This window comes from Pseudomonas sp. VD-NE ins (assembly GCF_031882575.1).
GTDB lineage: Bacteria > Pseudomonadota > Gammaproteobacteria > Pseudomonadales > Pseudomonadaceae > Aquipseudomonas > Aquipseudomonas fluorescens_BZ.
In genome coordinates, this window is sequence record NZ_CP134772.1 from 3,354,199 (window position 1) to 3,370,720 (window position 16,522).

Annotated in this window: 13 protein-coding genes; 8 read left to right on the forward strand and 5 right to left on the reverse strand. The window is 57.9% G+C overall.

The genetic code is table 11. The features are described from left to right. Positions 1-3 precede the first annotated feature (3 nt). The gene (locus RMV17_RS14830; RefSeq protein ID WP_311880776.1) at positions 4-912 is read left to right on the forward strand and encodes a LysR family transcriptional regulator; all 909 of its coding nucleotides are present in this window, start codon (positions 4-6) and stop codon (positions 910-912) included. A gap of 4 nt (positions 913-916) precedes the next feature. Here RMV17_RS14830 and RMV17_RS14835 read toward each other — a convergent pair whose 3' ends face one another. Further along, positions 917-1,171 carry a hypothetical protein gene (locus RMV17_RS14835; protein WP_034155999.1) on the reverse strand — a complete coding sequence of 85 codons (255 nt, stop codon included), beginning with the start codon at positions 1,169-1,171 and terminating at the stop codon, positions 917-919. Between the two features lie 154 nt (positions 1,172-1,325). Here RMV17_RS14835 and RMV17_RS14840 point away from each other — a divergent pair, with 154 nt between their 5' ends. Next, positions 1,326-1,643, forward strand: a complete 318-nt coding sequence (locus RMV17_RS14840) for a YqjD family protein (protein WP_016982860.1) — start codon at positions 1,326-1,328, stop codon at positions 1,641-1,643. 189 nt (positions 1,644-1,832) lie between these two features. Here the strand turns inward: RMV17_RS14840 and RMV17_RS14845 are convergent, their stop codons facing one another. Beyond that, the gene (locus tag RMV17_RS14845; RefSeq protein ID WP_311880780.1) at positions 1,833-2,873 is read right to left on the reverse strand and encodes an Ldh family oxidoreductase; all 1,041 of its coding nucleotides are present in this window, start codon (positions 2,871-2,873) and stop codon (positions 1,833-1,835) included. A gap of 227 nt (positions 2,874-3,100) precedes the next feature. Here RMV17_RS14845 and RMV17_RS14850 point away from each other — a divergent pair, with 227 nt between their 5' ends. Beyond that, the gene (locus RMV17_RS14850) at positions 3,101-7,966 is read left to right on the forward strand and encodes a dermonecrotic toxin domain-containing protein (RefSeq protein ID WP_311880782.1); all 4,866 of its coding nucleotides are present in this window, start codon (positions 3,101-3,103) and stop codon (positions 7,964-7,966) included. Positions 7,967-8,028: 62 nt separating this feature from the next. Here the strand turns inward: RMV17_RS14850 and RMV17_RS14855 are convergent, their stop codons facing one another. Continuing rightward, a complete protein-coding gene (locus tag RMV17_RS14855) occupies positions 8,029-8,298 on the reverse strand; it encodes a PepSY domain-containing protein (protein WP_311880784.1) in 270 nt (89 codons plus the stop codon). A 153-nt stretch (positions 8,299-8,451) separates the two neighbouring features. Here RMV17_RS14855 and RMV17_RS14860 point away from each other — a divergent pair, with 153 nt between their 5' ends. Further along, complete coding sequence (locus RMV17_RS14860) at positions 8,452-9,453, forward strand: FecR family protein (protein WP_311880786.1); 1,002 nt, start codon at positions 8,452-8,454, stop codon at positions 9,451-9,453. 56 nt (positions 9,454-9,509) lie between these two features. On the opposite strand, the gene RMV17_RS14865 is transcribed toward RMV17_RS14860, so the two are convergent. Continuing rightward, a complete protein-coding gene (locus tag RMV17_RS14865; RefSeq protein ID WP_311880788.1) occupies positions 9,510-11,855 on the reverse strand; it encodes an acylase in 2,346 nt (781 codons plus the stop codon). A gap of 1,147 nt (positions 11,856-13,002) precedes the next feature. Between RMV17_RS14865 and RMV17_RS14870 the strand changes: the two genes are divergently transcribed. Continuing rightward, positions 13,003-13,380: a fe2+ zn2+ uptake regulation protein gene (locus tag RMV17_RS14870; RefSeq protein ID WP_034155993.1), complete on the forward strand. Its 378-nt coding sequence runs from the start codon at positions 13,003-13,005 to the stop codon at positions 13,378-13,380. Between the two features lie 18 nt (positions 13,381-13,398). Here RMV17_RS14870 and RMV17_RS14875 read toward each other — a convergent pair whose 3' ends face one another. Then, positions 13,399-13,587, reverse strand: a complete 189-nt coding sequence (locus tag RMV17_RS14875) for a hypothetical protein (RefSeq protein ID WP_034155992.1) — start codon at positions 13,585-13,587, stop codon at positions 13,399-13,401. Positions 13,588-13,745: 158 nt separating this feature from the next. Between RMV17_RS14875 and RMV17_RS14880 the strand changes: the two genes are divergently transcribed. From RMV17_RS14880 to RMV17_RS14890, 3 genes are all read left to right on the forward strand, one after another. Then, on the forward strand, positions 13,746-13,886 hold the full coding sequence (locus RMV17_RS14880; RefSeq protein ID WP_007918111.1) for a hypothetical protein: 141 nt from the start codon (positions 13,746-13,748) through the stop codon (positions 13,884-13,886). Positions 13,887-14,130: 244 nt separating this feature from the next. Continuing rightward, positions 14,131-15,363, forward strand: a complete 1,233-nt coding sequence (locus RMV17_RS14885; protein ID WP_311880792.1) for an MFS transporter — start codon at positions 14,131-14,133, stop codon at positions 15,361-15,363. A gap of 27 nt (positions 15,364-15,390) precedes the next feature. Continuing rightward, positions 15,391-16,521: an acyl-protein synthase gene (locus RMV17_RS14890; RefSeq protein WP_311880794.1), complete on the forward strand. Its 1,131-nt coding sequence runs from the start codon at positions 15,391-15,393 to the stop codon at positions 16,519-16,521. Position 16,522: the final 1 nt, after the last annotated feature.

The following is a 16,522-nucleotide window of genomic DNA, read 5'->3' on the forward strand; positions in this document are numbered from 1 at the left end:
GATATGAGCCAAATGAATATCGTAAACGTCGACCTCAATCTGCTGAAAGTCTTTGAAGCCCTGCACGAAGAGTCCAGCGCCAGCCGCGCGGCGTTGCGTCTAGGGGTGACGCAATCGGCCGTCAGTGCCGCGCTGCGCCGCTTGCGCGAGGTCTACAGCGATCAGTTGTTCGTGCGCACCGGACGCGGACTGGCGCCGACGCTGAAAGCCAATCAGTTGAAACCGGTGGTCAGCGAAGCGCTGAACAAATGCCGACAAAGCCTGGCGATGGTCGACCCGGCGGGCAATCAGTACGACGGACGCTCAGTGACCGTGGGGCTGTCAGATGACTTCGAGATTGCCTACGGTCGTCGCCTGATTGAAGAAGTTGCCCGCAGCGCACCGAAGTTGCGCCTGATCTTTCGTCAGACCCACAGCCAGATCGTTGCACAAGCGCTGATGGATCGCAGCATCGACCTGGCGATTACTGCCGGTGGCTTCGCCGAGCGCTTGCTCAGCCGTCAGGTGTTGGGCGAAGGCGGTTACGCGTGTCTGGTCGATCCGGCGAGCCTTGTGCCCGGCCAGCAGCAGATCGATCTTGAGGCGTTCGTCGCCCGCGAGCACATTCTGGTGTCGTCCGGCGGGTTTATCGGGATTACCGATGAGGGCTTGGCGGCGCTGGGCCTGAGTCGACGGGTGTGCGCCTCGACCACGCATTTCGCCGCGCTGCCGTATCTGCTCAAGGGCAGCCGGGCGGTGGCAACGATTCCGGCGCATGCCGCCGAGAGCATCGCGGCGCTCAGCGGCCTGGCACTGCTGCCCTGCCCGCTGAGTTTGCCGCGTTATCCAATCGAACTGGGCTGGCGCACCAGCACGCAGATCGATCCGGTGGTGGTCAAGGTACGCGAGGCGATTGCCGCGACGTTCAGTTGAGGCGTTACTTGTTGGCAGCCATCAGGCGATTGACTTCACTGCGTACCATGTTGGCGAACTCTGGCGGCGACATACCATCGAGTTCCGCGCGGACCCACTCGGCCCATTTGCCTTTGCGCTTGCCACGCTCGCCGAACAAACGCGCGGCTTCGCCTTTGGCTTTGCCCAGATTGTTCTGCCAGAGTTCGAACAGACGGGATTTCTCGTCTTCCAGCGCAGCGCGCTCTGCGAGTGGTTTGTCGGCCAGATTGAAACTCATGGGGAATTATCCTGCTGCGTAAAATGGCGACATCTTACACGCTCGACGGAAATCTCCCGCGCAGGTTTTTCTTTCTGACCTAAATTCAGTGCAACTTTTTGATCAGCGCCACACTCCATTGATCACTGTCCATTCAACTGCAAGGAGTCACCCAATGGCCCGCAAATCCGCCGTGCAAGCCGCCGAAGATCAAATCAAGGATCAGGCCTTCAGCGAACTTCAGGCTCTGATCGAAGAGTCGGACAAACTGCTCAAGAGCAGCGCCTCACTGGTCGGCGAAGAAGCGGAAACGCTGCGCGGACAGATCGCCCTGAAACTGCAACAGGCGCTGGATTCCGTGTCGAGCGTCCGTGACCGCACCAAACCGGCAGTCGATGCCACCGAAAGCTACATCGGTGGCCATCCGTGGCAGACCGTGGCGATCTCCGCCGGTTTCGGTCTGGTGGTCGGCCTGCTGCTCGGCCGTCGCTGAGTCAAACGCCCACAAAAAAGGCGAACCCACTGGGTTCGCCTTTTTTATGCCTGCTGGGTCTAATCGGTTCCAGGCTTGCAAAACCTGAACTCAGCTCGATCTTTCACGTCGGCGCACATCCCCCATTCACCTCGGTCAGTCCCCTCTCCCTTTGGGAGAGGGTTAGGGTGAGGGGCCTTTGCTCTTTGCTCACACCCCCGCCAACTCACGCAACTGCGCCAATGTCTGCGCATCCAGCACAATACCCTCAGCCAACGATTTACTGCGCTGCCAATGCCGACGATCCCCCGGCAAACGCTTGAGTCCGACGCCATGCATCTGCCGCACCAATTCCCCACTGCGCTCGGCAAAACCCTGCCCGGCGGCTTTGCTCGGATCGATGACGATCAATAACTGCCCGGTCCACGGCGTTTTCGCCCCGGGATGATCGGACCAATCAAATTCAAAGGAAAAATTGCCCCCCGTCAGCGCCGCCGCCATCAGCTCGACCATCATCGACAGCGCCGAGCCCTTATGACCGCCGAACGGCAGCAACGCGCCGCCTTCAAGAATCGCTTTGGGGTCTTGGGTCGGCTGACCGAGGCTGTCCACACCCATCCCGGCCGGCAACCGTTCGCCTTTGCGCGCGGCGATCTGCACGTCGCCATGGGCAATCGCGCTGGTGGCCAGGTCGAAGACAATCGGTGCGGCACCGGCCCGTGGTGCAGCGAACGCAATCGGGTTGGTGCCGAACAGCGGTCGGTCGGCGCCATGGGGTACCACGCAGGTCATGCTGTTGACCACGCTCAGCGCCACCAGCCCCTCGTCGGCGAACGGCTCGACGTCCGGCCACAACGCGGCGAAGTGATGCGAGTTGCGAATCGCCAACAAGGCAATCCCGGCGCTACGCGCCTTCTCCACCAGCAACGGCCGGGCGGCGGCCAGTGCCGGTTGCGCGAAACCATTGGCGGCATCGACACGGACAAATCCCGAGGCGACATCTTCGACTTGCGGCACGGCGTGGCCGTCGACCCAGCCGCTTTTAAGGGTCGAGACATACCCGGGAATGCGGAACACGCCGTGGCTGTGGGCACCGTCGCGCTCGGCGCCGGCGCAGTTGGCGGCCAGCACTTGCGCGACTTCGGCGGAGGTGCCGTGGCGCAGAAAAATCGTTTCAAGCAGTTGCGTCAGCGCTTCGAGAGACAACGAGGACGAGACAGCAGAGGACACATGATCGTGTGGCGCAGACATCTGAAGCTCCAGAATGATTATTGGAGGGAACAACAGCGTAGGGACGACTTGCTGATCGATTAACCATGGCGAAGCTGTCGGCTGTCAACCCTTGCATCGGGATGACTGCCATTGGCCCATGACACATTTCAATTCGATGTGTGCGGTAACTATGTACCGCCTGCGCGGCGACCTGCGTAACTAATCTTGAACTCCCCGCCCGAGGCGCCCCGTTCAGAGTTCCGATAATGTCTAGCCCCCTGCTATTTCCCGACGTACTCAAATCACCGGGTTTGCATGACGACTCAGGTCGCACGCATGGCCTCAACAGTAGAGATTTCATCTGGCTTGCGCATGTGCAACTGGCTACCCAGGTGCGGCGCAATGAGCAAACTCCGCCCATGCTGGCCGAACGCATTCTGCTGAACGCTGACAAGCAACTGGCCGTGCCGCTGGCCGGCAGTTTCATTCTCAGCGCCGGGCCGGATGACGATGGCGTGTTTTTGTACACCCCTTACGACGGCCTGAAAAAATACAGCGATCACGAAGCGCTGACGGACGCCTTGCAGGCACGTCTCGACAACGCGCAGGAAACGGATGATCTGTTGGCTTTTCTCACTGTTTCGCTGCGCAAAGAACTGGTAGAGAAGCGCGGCATTACCTTGACCCGCGAAACGATTGAAGGCGACGTGTTTGACGATCAAAAAGCCGCGATCAACCAGTCTCAGGAGACCTGCGCGCGCGATCTGCTGGATGAACTGAAACGCCTGCCCTCCCTCACCACCCTGCTGGAGACAATTCTCGACGAACTGCTCGAACCGCACTTTGCCGGTTTGGAGCAGTCGCGCACCCGAGTCAGTTTTTTTGCCGACACGGCGCCCCTCTCCGGGGATGTCAGACATTGGATCAATTCGATGTCGCTGAGTGAGGCATTGCTGCTGCATTTTCGCCGTCAGGGCTGGCCGCACGGCCAGACTGCGGAGTTCTCCCATCCGGCCCGCTCAAACCAGCAAGCTGACCAGGCAGCCTGGGCTGAGGCGATCAAGTCCGCGTCGGGGAAATTGAGCATGCTGCTGTTTCGTCAGCTTGAAGTGTACTGGAATGGCGCCGCGTTCGAGGGCTCGCCCCGGCGCACGTTCTTCAGCCAGACCTTGCAGGATCAGGTGCGCGCGGATTTGATGATCAAACGCGAAACGGAAATCATCTCCGCCCGCGAGTTCGACGCCCTGCACAGCTTGATCCGAGAACCAAGCGTGGCGGTCCGGCGACCCAACTTCGAAACGGTGTGTTTGAGCGAGAAGACCGCCTATGTCGAACTCGCCGGTTCGCTGATGATCAACCATGACAACGCCTATCTGTACACCCCCACTCAAGGCTTGCAGGTCCTCACGAACTACGACGAACTCAAACAGACGCTGACCGCCAAGCTCAATGCGGCCGGACATGAAGACGAGTTATACGGTCTCATGAGTCTGGAGGAACGCAATCGTTACCTTGGATTCGCCAACGCACAGGTATCCGGTGAAAACATCGGTGGTGAAATCATCACCACGCTGTTTGAGGCAATCCTTACCAAACAACGGCAGAACGTCGAGTTTGCCTTGCAGCTCTTTCGCCAAAGCGAACGCACTACCGACATCCATGCACTTTTCGATAAGGCGCTGGATATCCGCTCGATGATTCACGAGCGCCTGATCAAGCTTGACGTCAACGAGCGCTGGAGTACCCGACCGCTGTTTTCCAGCGCTCCGCCATCGTCAGTCGTGCAGGCTGACAAGGCTGGGCAGTTGGCGGCATCGCTCGAACGCACGCTGGACAATCTCACCAGCCACTTTAAAGACCAGCCAACCACGAGCAGTACTGAACAACGCGCCTTTCTCGAAGGCATTCTGTGGAAACTGGCGCAGGCTTTCGAGGACGGGGTACGTGGCGAGGCGCAAATGAGAAATCTCAGTGGTTCCTGGCTGACCGCCGAACGAAAAATAGTCGATACCGTGTTCGACGCAAAACATGCGACACGCATGGATCGCCAGTCCCTCAATGGGTTCCGGCCGGATGCATGGTCAATCACCCTCACCTGCGCTGGCAAAAATGAGGTGTTGTCGCTTGCCAACTGCGTGCTCCTGACCGAACGCGGAGGTATGGACGTCGAGCATTCCGGGCGCGCCATCCTGTGGACGCCAGCTATGGGCCTGGAATCGTTCGACGACATCGCCATTGCGCTAAAGCAGTTGCAACGACGGCTCGACGACAACAACCAGAATCAGACACTGCTGGAAAACCTGCCACCGAAGCAACGCCAACTGGATCAGCAATACACCTTGGGCACCTTCCAGCTGATTGAAGGCAATGTGTTGAAAAATCGCATGCAGTCAGCGATTGACCATTTCCTCGACCATTGCGAGCTGCTACGCGTTTGCATAAAGGACGAGGACACTCTCGCAAATTTCCTGAGCAAGATGAAAAACACCGTCATCGATACCAACTTGCGCCGGGCCATTGAACTCGCGCGGGCCATCGTCCGTCGGCTCGACTATCCAGACTGGCTGCGCATGGCCCCGGTCACCGAACAACGCACGCAACTCGCCCTGCTGGATGAATTGCGGCACAGCTTCATCGATGGCAAGGATTTTCTCGAGGGCATTCCTGCGTTAACCACTCATGTCGAGGAGACGCTGAAGAAACAGCTCAACGCCAGATTCCCGGGCAACGGACTCACGCCACAGGACATCCTGATCACTCCGAACCTGACGCTGGCCGGCCCGGCCTGCAATCTGCTCGATTTTGCCTTGCATCACTACAACATCGTGCAGGGTACCGGTTTCAAGATTGCCTCGAAAACAACCGCAGAGTTGCCGGCAAAGCTTGATCAATCTGCAGTACGGCAACTGTTGCAATCCCTCGATATCACCACCACCTACGCACAGAAAGTGACTGAAGCACTGTCAGCTGACAGCGACTCGGCACGCAAAAGCAAAGAACGCTTTCTACGTCAGTTGCCCTGGCAATTGATGCAGCACGCGCACGCGTTGAAGTTGCAGCAACAGCTGTCGGAAATCGGCTACGACGCTATTTGCCAGGTTCTGGACATGCCGGACGGCGTAGCGCGTGCCACCGTCGAGGGTGCTAACGCCTTTGTCTGCCCGCTGTCATTGATCAAGACGGGAGGTGGTGACTTCGTCGACGCCCTCGGACTCTATGTCATCGGACCCGGTATGGGCAAAACAGGACCACGGGTGCTCTACGCTCCGTACTCCAAATACGTTTTTCGCGAGTTCGAAGATGAAGCGCAGTTGATCGAGACATTGAATACCCCCGGGCATTTTCAGGATTTGATCATCCGACGCTTGCCCTCTGCGCAGCAGACTGTCTTCAAGAATCTGCTGAAAACGACAATCGGCAAACCCAGTGAAATCAAACTGCAAAGCACGGCCATTACCGGCAATGTATTGGAGCAGTTGCACAAGGACACGCTCAGCCTCTTGCCGCAATTGCTCAGGTGCCAGCCGCAGATCAATGCGCAAGCCGACTGGGAAGCGGCGAAGTGTCTATTCAGCCACGGTGTTCGTTTGGTTCCCCATCTATTGCCGGGAAAACTCGCCTCTTTGTTTTTTCTCTGGAAAAGCTACAGCGACTTCAAGGATTCCGCCGAGGATCTGCAGGAGCACCATTGGGCAAACGCCTTGAAAAGCTTCATTGCAGGGGCAATTTCCCTGTTCAGCCTGGGACGGCTGTCCTGGGAAACAGAAGTAGAAAAGGAAACGGTCGAATTTGCCTCTGAAGCGCAGACGACTGGATCGACAGTTGCCCAAACCAGCGGGACTACAACAGTAAAAGCCGCCCCACGCTGGGCCAAAGTCGCGCCTGTTACTGCCACTCGCATCAACCTGCAACGCTTTGAAACCACCACCGCTCTCGAGAAGCTCAAGCTTGAGAGCAATAACCTGGTTTATGGCGATCCGTCGACGACACAAAAATACGCGGCGATTGCCGGCAAGGTCTACCCGGTGATCCAGTCGGAAAAAACCTGGCATCTGCAGATAAAAGGCGGGGGCGAAGGGCCGGCGCTTGAACAGAAGAACTCGCGACTTGTGGTTGCCGGCGCGGACAAATCTGCCAATCGTTGCCGATCAAAGCAACGCAACCGTGCGCAAACCGAGATCGAGCGCGACCGTTCAGTAATGATGTATATCCAGGCCAGAGGTATGGCCCAAATCAACCGCCGCTACCCCGCCAGAGCCTTCGTGATAGAGCAAGCTGTCAGCAGGGCCAGAGACTACGCGCTGAATTGTCTGCATAACTTCGTCATATATCGCGACAACCTGGGTGGCTCTCGTGTGGAAAAGCTACTCAGAGATTTTTTTGAGGTGCCGCAAGTCACGCCCATGTTGCTCAGGAAAATCGAAAAGGTCATCCTCCCTCTTTGCCGCGAGTTGACGGATCCCAAAGATGACTTGCTCTACACGGAACGCTTTTTCGCGGGCCTGAATGCGCGGTATGACGACGATACGGTTGCCTTTGTTTTCAAGCAGGACAGGCGACGAATCGTCCACTTCACCGAACAATTTTTTAATCCGGAACTGGATGCCTACACCGCTTTTCTGCCTCCCAGGTTCAATGTTGACTCTCACGCTCGCGCGGTCACGCTGATCCACGAGCTGTCGCATTTAGTCTGCGATAGCGAAGATTTTGTCTTCGTACAGGCGATCTCGCCATTTCCCCATCTAATCGACACTTCAACCGCTGACGGGCAACTTCTTAAAGATGATATTGATCGTCTGCGTAAGTCCATGTCCCGCTCTACTCCACTTTCGCAGTTATTCGCGCAGAAGAATGAGAAAGGGCTGTGGGTGGGTCTGGATCAGTTGCCGGAGCGCGCCGATGATCTCGAAAAAATTCTCAAACTGACAAAAACCAAAAACCTTGCAGATGCCCGTCAAGCCTTTCGCAGTCCAGTCTCTGACGAGGCACGCATTGAGGTAAAGATGGCCAACGCCGACTCGATCGCGTTGCTCATCAGCGAAATGGGCCGGGAGCTTGATCCTCTTCCGGTACGAATACCCCTGCCGGCACCCATCGCAAGCCAGACAGGATCCTTACCTGCTTTGCCTTAACGACTGAAAAAAAATGCGCCGGCTCAACGCCGGCGCATTTTTACAAGAAGCAGTCTGGACCGTTAGTCTTTCTGATCCCGCAACACGTTGCCCGACGCCCCATCGATACGGAACTCGTAGACAACGCCATCGGCCTTGCGCCCTTCGCCCTTCCAGTAGCCGTTGTTGTCGGCTTCGATCTCATAGACCTCGACGTAACCGGCCTTGGTTTTGACGATCTCGATGGCTTTTTCGATGGTGACCCAGCCGGCGCCCGGCTTATCGGCCAGCGCCGCGCCTGCACTGAGCAAACCGGCAGTAGCAATCAACGCTGCGAATGTCTTTTTGATCATTTTTTTCACTCCATTTGTGGATAGTGGTCTTGGTCGTCCTGCTTTTTGGGTGCCTGAGGGAAAAATAAGTTCCACTTTGATGGGTAAATGCCATGACGGATGTTCTCGGTCACTTCCTGACAAGGTTAGAATGTGCGAAATCAGGATGAGTCAATGACCCAAGACACCCTCTCGGAAGCCGAATACGATGCGATCACCGATGCCGCCGCGCATTGGTGCATGCGTGTGCACGCTGCCGACTGCACGGACGAAGAGCGTCGCGCGTTCCGGCAATGGCACGACGCTCATCCCCTGCATGCGTTCGAATATGAGGCCATGCTGGAGATCTGGGACGTGGCCGAACACTTGCCGCGCCCGGCATCAGCCTCAGTCGTGCCTGCGCATCGACCTTCGCGCTCCTGGCGTCAGTTCGCTATAGCGGCGGGTGTCTGTGCGCTCGCACTGCCGCTGGCGGCTTACACCGGCTGGAACCTGGGCTGGGTGCCCGACAGCTATCAGCATTTCGCCGCCACCGATACTGTCCGGCAGGTCACGCTGAGTGACGGGAGCCAGCTCGAGCTGAACCTCAACACCGATCTGACCTTCAGCAACTACAAGGACGAACGCCGCGTCACCCTGAAAAAAGGTGAAGCGTTCTTTACCGTCAGCCACGACATGGCTCATCCATTTGTGGTTCGCGCGGGAGAAGGCAAGATCAGGGTGACGGGGACACGCTTCAACGTCTGGATGTATCAGGATCAAGTGCGCGTGAACCTGGTCGAAGGTTCAGTGCTGGTGACCAGTAATCGCTCGTTGCCGGGCGACGGCTTGCGTCTCGGCCCGTCGATGCAGGCACGTTACCAGCAAGGCGACTACATGCCGCAGATCAGCCAGACCTACGCCAGCGACACGTCACTGGCCTGGCGCAACGGCAAGCTGGTACTGGACAACCTGGCACTGAGCGAAGCGCTGCCACTGATCAATCGCTATCTGAGCAATCCACTGGAACTGGCTGATACCCGTACCGGTTCGATTCGCGTGGGGGGCATCTACAACATCAGAGAGCTGAACAACCTGGCCAACAGCCTGCCCAAGGTCCTTCCGGTCTACCTGACCCGGAACAAGGAAGGTAACCCGGTGATCAACTCGATGCCGCAACAACCGCCAAAAAGCTGAAGGCCGCAACCTTTGCAGGATGCGGCCCTCGGGCTTGACGCAATTGACACCCGGATTTACTGAGCGGCGACTTTCCCCGCCTTCTCCAGCGTCTGGCGAACAGTCTGAACCTGATACTGCGGGTCCGCCTGGATCTGCTGTTCGGTAAACGGCAGCACACTCCACTGTTTCTTCGAGAACGCCTCAGTCTGATCCCGCGAATACTTCGACGCCGGATCGCTCGACAGCGAGAACGCCAGTAGCCCTTGGGCGTGCGGGCCCTTTTCATCGAATGTCACGACTTGCAGATAGCTGGTGCCACTGACCACTTCGAGCTTGCCATCTTCACGCGGCACGCTCTGAATGGCGTTGTAGATACCCAGCGTGCCTGGGCCGCCGTGGATCGGCGTCTGTTGCCCGCCACTGCTGACGACCTGAATATCGCCCCAACGGGTTTGTGGTTTGAAACCCATTTTTGCGCTCGATTCAACGGACGCCAACATGGCCTCACGCAGCGCCTTGGCCACCGCGGGCTGCTCGACGGCCAGACCTCGCGGTGTGTGTTGAGCATCTTTGGGATCGAACGCCACGCGCCAGACATCCGGCGAAGCCTGCAAGGCCTGCATGATGTTCTGGAAATGCACCAGGCCCAGGCCCGATTCCAGATTGGCGCGACCATCCCATGCCTTGAGGCTGACGCAAACCGGCTTCAGTGCCGGCGCGTCGGCGCCGAGATCAGAGGCACAGAACTTCAGCAGATCCGGCACCACCTGCGTCGCCAGGTACACTTGATCGTCCATCACCATCTGCTGCAGATCCTTTACCGCCAACGGACCTTTCTTGCTCAGCGTGCTCAAGCGATCCAGGGCAAACCGGGAGCGCAAGCCCAGCGGTTGACCGTCCTGACTGATCAATGGCGAGAAACCGGTCAGCGGTTGCGCCGGGTTGGCCAGCCATGCCGAGTCGTTGGAATGCTGGACGAAGTCCTTGCGCAGCATTTGCGGTAATTGGCTCGAGGCATAAATGCCCTTCTGCGCGGCTTGCGGGTCAATGTCCCACGCGCACGCGCTGTTGGAGCCGTCCAGCACGATCATTTGCGTGCCGATACGCGGGTCGCTGCACTTGGCCAGTTTCTCGGCATTGACGTTCGGCACCACCGACAGGTTCATGTACAGCGTCTGGCCTTTGTCGTCGACAGCCAGGGTGTTGACCCACGGGATGCCCTGAATCTTGTGCACCGAATCCTGCAGTTCGGAAAGCGTGGACGCCTGATTCATGGTGTACCACTGGTTGAGCACCCGATCATTCTCGAGGTTGGCATCGCGCAGGCTGTAGGCGAACTGATTGTCCCAATCGAGCTTGCCCGGCCATTGCACAATCGGCCCGAACTGCGAGCTGTAGACATCACGCGAAACCGGCACAACTTGCCCGTCTGCCTGCTTCACCTGCACGGTGACGGTCTGCTTGTTCAGCGGCAAGGATTTACCATCGAGCATATAGCGGGTGGAATCTTTCGGATCGAGTTGCAGACGATACAACGTGAAGTGTTTCGAAGAGTCGACCGTGTGGGTCCAGGCCAGATGCTGATTGAAGCCGATATTGATCATCGGCAGGCCTGGCAAAGCGGCGCCCATGACATCGAGCTTGCCGGGGATGGTCAGGTGCATTTGATAGAAGCGCATGCCGCCGACCCACGGAAAATGCGGGTTGGCCAGCAACATTCCGCGCCCGTTGAACGAACGCTCGCTGCCCACCGCTACAGCGTTACTGCCACGATCCAGGGCGAAGCGCTGCTGACGCGCATCGGCCAACTGATAGGCCTGCACGTTGTGTTCGATGCGCGCTGTTGCCTGCGGCGGGGCAGCACCGGCCACAGCCTCGGCGAACTGCCCTACTCCGCCCTCGACCAATAGACGCCGAGTCAGCTTCACCAGATCCTCCGGCGCAATGTCTCGCACCCACTCACCCTGACATTGCTGCGGCAAGCCTTGCTGCCGACGCTCGCCCAGATTACGGTTGAAGCCGGCGACATAGCCTTCGACCAGATCACGCACCTGCGCAGGCTGCGCCTGCCAGAATGCCTCGACCGCTTCCGGTGTGTTGAGCCAGGTAAAGAACACATCGCTGACACGGTTTTCGCGCTGCTCGACGGTGAACTGCTCCGGCCCGAAGTAACGTGAGCGCTGGCCGTTGACCGTCACGATCTCGTTGGCCAGCAGGCACAGGTTGTCCTGCGCATAGGCATAACCAATACCGAACCCAAGCCCACGCTCGTCTTGCGCACGAATATGCGGCACGCCAAACGCAGTGCGACGAATATCGGCGCTGACATCAGTGGCCGGACTAAACGCATGGGCTGAACAACTCAAACCAAAAACCATACCGGCCAAGGTCAGTCCGGGTAACTGTCTGGAAATAATCACGCTCACTCCTGATCGACATGCCAAAGAGCGGATCCGACGCTGACGCAGATCCACCCTGGAAACACCCACGCGTCCACGCGCAATGAGCCTGTCGAAGAAACGAAGTCAGAGGGAAAAATTTAGCCCCTCCACGCAATCCCCCAAACGCAAAATCAAAAGCCCCTCACCCTAGCCCTCCCGAAACGTCGGACCGCCCAGAGGGAGAGGGAACTGACCGAGGTGATTGCGAGAAACACACCGAAATGAAATACCGAGTTGGACTCAATACTGCACCAGATCAAAAGCCCCTCACCCTAGCCCTCTCCCAGAGGGAGAGGGGACTGACCGAGGTGATTGCGAGAAATACACCGAAATGAAATACCGGGTTGAACTCAATACTGCACCAGATCAAAAGCCCCTCACCCTAGCCCTCTCCCAGAGGGAGAGAGGACTGATCGAGGTGATTGCGAGAAATACACCGAAATGAAATACCGGGTTGAACTCAATACTGCACCAGATCAAAAGCCCCTCACCCTAGCCCTCTCCCAGAGAGAGAGGGGACTGACCGAGGTGATTGCGAGAAATACACCGAAATGAAATACCGAGCCGCACTCAAATTCGGAAACAAATCCAAAGCCGCACCCACCCCCGCTCCTCACCACTCAACAGGATGAGCGTTAGCTCGGCTGCCGCTCTTGATCTTGCCGTGCAGGCCCCTTCGGCAGGCTGAGTGGAGGGATTTATCCGGGGGTGGGAGCGCAGCGACCGTTCGACGAAGTCGAACACATCGAGAGGAGGTGCAGCGAAGCAAACCGTAGGCGATGCCCCCGGATAGATCCCGTAACGAAGGAACCCGAGCCACGGCGAGGGCCGAACGCCGGGGCCCAGACCTTTGGTTCCTTTGGGGCGTTTGCCAAAGGGACTCGCTGTAAGAGCGAAACCGCCAGCCGCAACACCCAAAAAAACGGATATACACCCAAACCCGCAAGAGCATGGTCGGCCCAAAGGCCGCCAAGCCCAACCCAATTTCAACCCACGATCACAAGAAAAAGACAAACCCCCGACAAATTTTCTACATTTTTTCTTTCATGATTTGTCGTGCTGAAACGTCTTGTTTTAGAGAGCGCAAAAAAACCTCCCCGATCAGGCTCTGAAAAGGAGTAATCGCATGTACAACTCGCAACTACCAACGGACGGTAGCCAGGCCCCCAAAGGAGTTTCCATGAGCCCCCACGCGAGCGATTTCGGGCAACGCGTCGAGCGTCACGGAAACGAACGCATCCGCTTGCTGCTGAAAAGTTTCGGGCTGCGCACCAGCCTGATTCGTCTGAAAGTCATCGACGCCCTGCTGGTCGCCGCACAAAGCGAGCGGCGTCTGGGCGTACGTGGTGTCCACAGCCAATTGCTGGATCTGGATATTCCACTGTCCTTCCTCAGCGTGCGTGAGGTGCTCAAGCGCCTGTGCGCCGAAGGTGTGATCACCTTCAATGAAGACAAGAGCTACAGCCTGCATCCACAGGCTGCAGCAGTCCTCAGCCACGATTGAAGCGTGCGCCAATCGCCGTCAAGGCTTGACCTTGCGGCGCATCACGCCGTTGATCACCACCACGACCACCGCCACACCGATGGCGACGAACTGGAACGCCTTCTCCGTAATCATTCCGGCATTTTGCAGCCAGGACAGGCCGAGCATGATAGCCAGCACCGACACGGCGATCAGAATCGAATAAATCAAACGTTGCTTGTGGGTCATTACGGCTTCCTGAAACTTTGAAATGTATCCGGTTTGTATCCGATTGCATGCCATGCACTTACCGTTCTACGGGGATGCGCCGCTGCAATCGGGGTCTCATGTTACAGCCGATGAAGAGTTTTGGCTTCATGACGGCGTAACCATGAGGATTTTTCAAAATGCTGCGTCGAATCACCTGGCTGATTCCCGTTCTTGCCCTGCTGACCCTGAGTGGTTGCATCATCTTCCCCCACGGCGGCTGGCATGACGATCACCACCGTTACTACCAGGGTGGCCCTGGCTATTACCAACATCGCTAGAACAGGATTGTTCGCCCTGCCCGCTTGCCTATGGACAGACTGAGGCAGGTCATCAACAAGCCCAATCAACTTCAAATAAAGCCCGCCATGTTGCGGGCTTTTCTGTTCTGGCGCGCACGCAATGCTGAAACGCCCAAATAAGTTGTAAGCATTTGAAATCTAATGTCGCAGCAAAACAATAGGTTAAGCGAACTTCTGCAACTAGTCTCTGGCCACTTATTTCCACTCACTAACAGGGACGTTTATGCAGAACACTCTTATACATATCGGGCCTCGACAAGTGCTCGGTTTTTGTTTTGCCATCAGCGCTTTTGAATGTCTGACATACATGGCCAGCGATTTGATCATGCCGGCTATGCTGAACGTGACAAGCGAACTTCAAGCCGATGTGCGGCATGTTCCCAACGCCTTCAATCTTTATTTGATTGGCGGTGTCTGTCTGCAATGGCTGATTGGCCCACTGTCCGATCAGTGGGGCCGACGACGGGTATTGTTGATCGGTTGTGCGTTGTTTGCTGTGGCCTGCGCGGGGGCATTCGTCACTCGCAGTATTGAAGCCTTCAACCTGCTTCGACTGATGCAAGGCATGGGCCTGGGTTTTGTAGTCGCCGTGAGTTATCCGGCGCTGCAGGAAGTGTTTTGCGAAGCGGATGCGGTGCGGTTGATGGCACTGCTCGGCAATATCGCCTTGCTGTCACCGTTGGTGGGGCCGTTGTTGGGCATTCTGTTGTTGCAATGGCTGTCCTGGCGCGAACTGTTTCTGGGCCTCGGTCTGGCGGCGTCGATGGTCTGGCTGGGGCTGTTCGCCTGCATGCCGGAAACGGTCGGCGTCGTACGTCGCGATGGGCAGCAGCAGCTCGCCGTGCGCTTTTCCTGGCGCCAGACCTGCCAGCGCTACGGAGTTCTCTTTGGTAATCGTCGCTTCCTCGCCGCCAGCCTCGCGCTCGGGCTGATGAGCCTGCCGCTGATCGCCTGGATCGGCCTGGCACCGTTGCTGCTGATCCAGTTGCTCGGGCTGACGCCACTGGAATATGGCGTGTGGCAGATTCCGGTGTTCTCTGCCGTCATCGTCGGCAATCTGATCCTCGACCGCTTGCTGGTCACTCACTCTTTGCCGCAACTGATCCGGTTGGCCCTGTGGCCCTTCTGTCTGGGTCTGCTGGCGTTGATTGCCTGTGCCCTGTCTGGCGCCGGCCTGGGTCCGGTGGTCGCCAGTCTGGCGCTCTACGCGGTCGGGCTGGGTATGAGCAACGCCGCGCTGTATCGGCTGGCACTGTTTGCCAGTGATGACAGTAAAGGCCTGGTCTCGGCATTGGTCGGCATGATTTCGATTGCCGTGATGGGCCTCGGCGGCGTGCTCATTGCGGCCATCGGTGGTGGCGCGCGCCTGGAGCTTTTTGCGCTCTGTGCCGCCTTCAGCGGCCTGACGTGCCTGCCTCTGGTCCGGGGACTCGTGCAAGACACCGAGTCCCGATAACGCTTCTGCTCAATAAAGGAATATTGAATGAATCACTTCCCCGCCGGTGACGCGCTCTGCGCGTTGCCACACCCGTATTGCCCGGAATCCGTGCCTGCGGGCCTGTTCGACAGGGCCATGACCGAGATCAGTCGGTTTCATTGCCAGCACACCCCCGGCTACGCACATTGGCTGAACGCCAACGGCCTCGACGTGGAGGACCTGGATAATCTCGCTGACTGGTCACGACTGCCGCCGATTCTGGCCAGTTTTTTCAAACAGCAACTGTTGCTCAGCCCGAGCGGAGAGAACGCCCTGGAACTGACATCGTCCGGCACCAGTGGCCAGAAAAGCCGCATGCGCTATGACCAACGCAGCCTGGCGGGCGCGCAGTTCATGGTCGAGCGGATCTTTGCCCACTACGCTTGGCACTCACCAGACACACCGTGCAACTACCTGTTGCTGAGCTACGAACCGCAGGGTGCGATCACTCTGGGAACAGCCTATACCGACCAGTTTCTCTGTCGCTTCGCCCCCATCAATCGCGTCGTTTACGCCTTGCGCTGCAATGGCAGTGGTCACCAGTTCGATGTGTTCGGGGTTATCAGCGCGCTGCAGTCGTTCGCCGAAGAAGGCCTGCCCGTGCGGATTTTCGGCTTCCCGGCATTCCTCTGGCAGACACTGCAACACATGCAAGCCACCGGTGTGCCTGAACTGAAACTGCCAGCTGATTCGCTGGCGTTTTTCGGCGGTGGCTGGAAAACCCGGGCGAGCGAGGAAATTCCAAAACAACAATTGTATGAACGCATCAGCCGACAACTGGGTATCGAAACGAATCGGTGCCGCGACGGTTATGGCGCGGTCGAGCACGCAGTGCCCTATATCGAATGTGCCCACCATCATTTCCATGTCCCGGTTTACGCGAGGGCTTACGTCCGCAATCCGCTGGATTTTTCCGTCCAGCCCTATGGCCAGCAAGGCTTGCTGGGGTTTGTTTCGCCCTACATTTCGTCCAGTCCGGCTCACGCGGTGGTGATGAGCGACCTGGCGACGCTGCACCCCGGTTCGAGTTGCGGCTGCGGCCTTGTCAGTGACTGGTTCGAACTGCATGGCCGCGCCGGCACCAGCGCCGGCAGGAGTTGCGCGATGGCGGCCTCCGAATTACTGGGGAGGCACTGAC

Coding starts and splice junctions, on each gene's coding strand:
- RMV17_RS14830 (WP_311880776.1), top strand. CDS start 4: ATGAGCCAAATGAATATCGTAAACGTCGACCTCAATCTGCTGAAAGTC.
- RMV17_RS14835 (WP_034155999.1), bottom strand. CDS start 1,171: ATGAGTTTCAATCTGGCCGACAAACCACTCGCAGAGCGCGCTGCGCTG.
- RMV17_RS14840 (WP_016982860.1), top strand. CDS start 1,326: ATGGCCCGCAAATCCGCCGTGCAAGCCGCCGAAGATCAAATCAAGGAT.
- RMV17_RS14845 (WP_311880780.1), bottom strand. CDS start 2,873: ATGTCTGCGCCACACGATCATGTGTCCTCTGCTGTCTCGTCCTCGTTG.
- RMV17_RS14850 (WP_311880782.1), top strand. CDS start 3,101: ATGTCTAGCCCCCTGCTATTTCCCGACGTACTCAAATCACCGGGTTTG.
- RMV17_RS14855 (WP_311880784.1), bottom strand. CDS start 8,298: ATGATCAAAAAGACATTCGCAGCGTTGATTGCTACTGCCGGTTTGCTC.
- RMV17_RS14860 (WP_311880786.1), top strand. CDS start 8,452: ATGACCCAAGACACCCTCTCGGAAGCCGAATACGATGCGATCACCGAT.
- RMV17_RS14870 (WP_034155993.1), top strand. CDS start 13,003: ATGTACAACTCGCAACTACCAACGGACGGTAGCCAGGCCCCCAAAGGA.
- RMV17_RS14875 (WP_034155992.1), bottom strand. CDS start 13,587: ATGACCCACAAGCAACGTTTGATTTATTCGATTCTGATCGCCGTGTCG.
- RMV17_RS14880 (WP_007918111.1), top strand. CDS start 13,746: ATGCTGCGTCGAATCACCTGGCTGATTCCCGTTCTTGCCCTGCTGACC.
- RMV17_RS14885 (WP_311880792.1), top strand. CDS start 14,131: ATGCAGAACACTCTTATACATATCGGGCCTCGACAAGTGCTCGGTTTT.
- RMV17_RS14890 (WP_311880794.1), top strand. CDS start 15,391: ATGAATCACTTCCCCGCCGGTGACGCGCTCTGCGCGTTGCCACACCCG.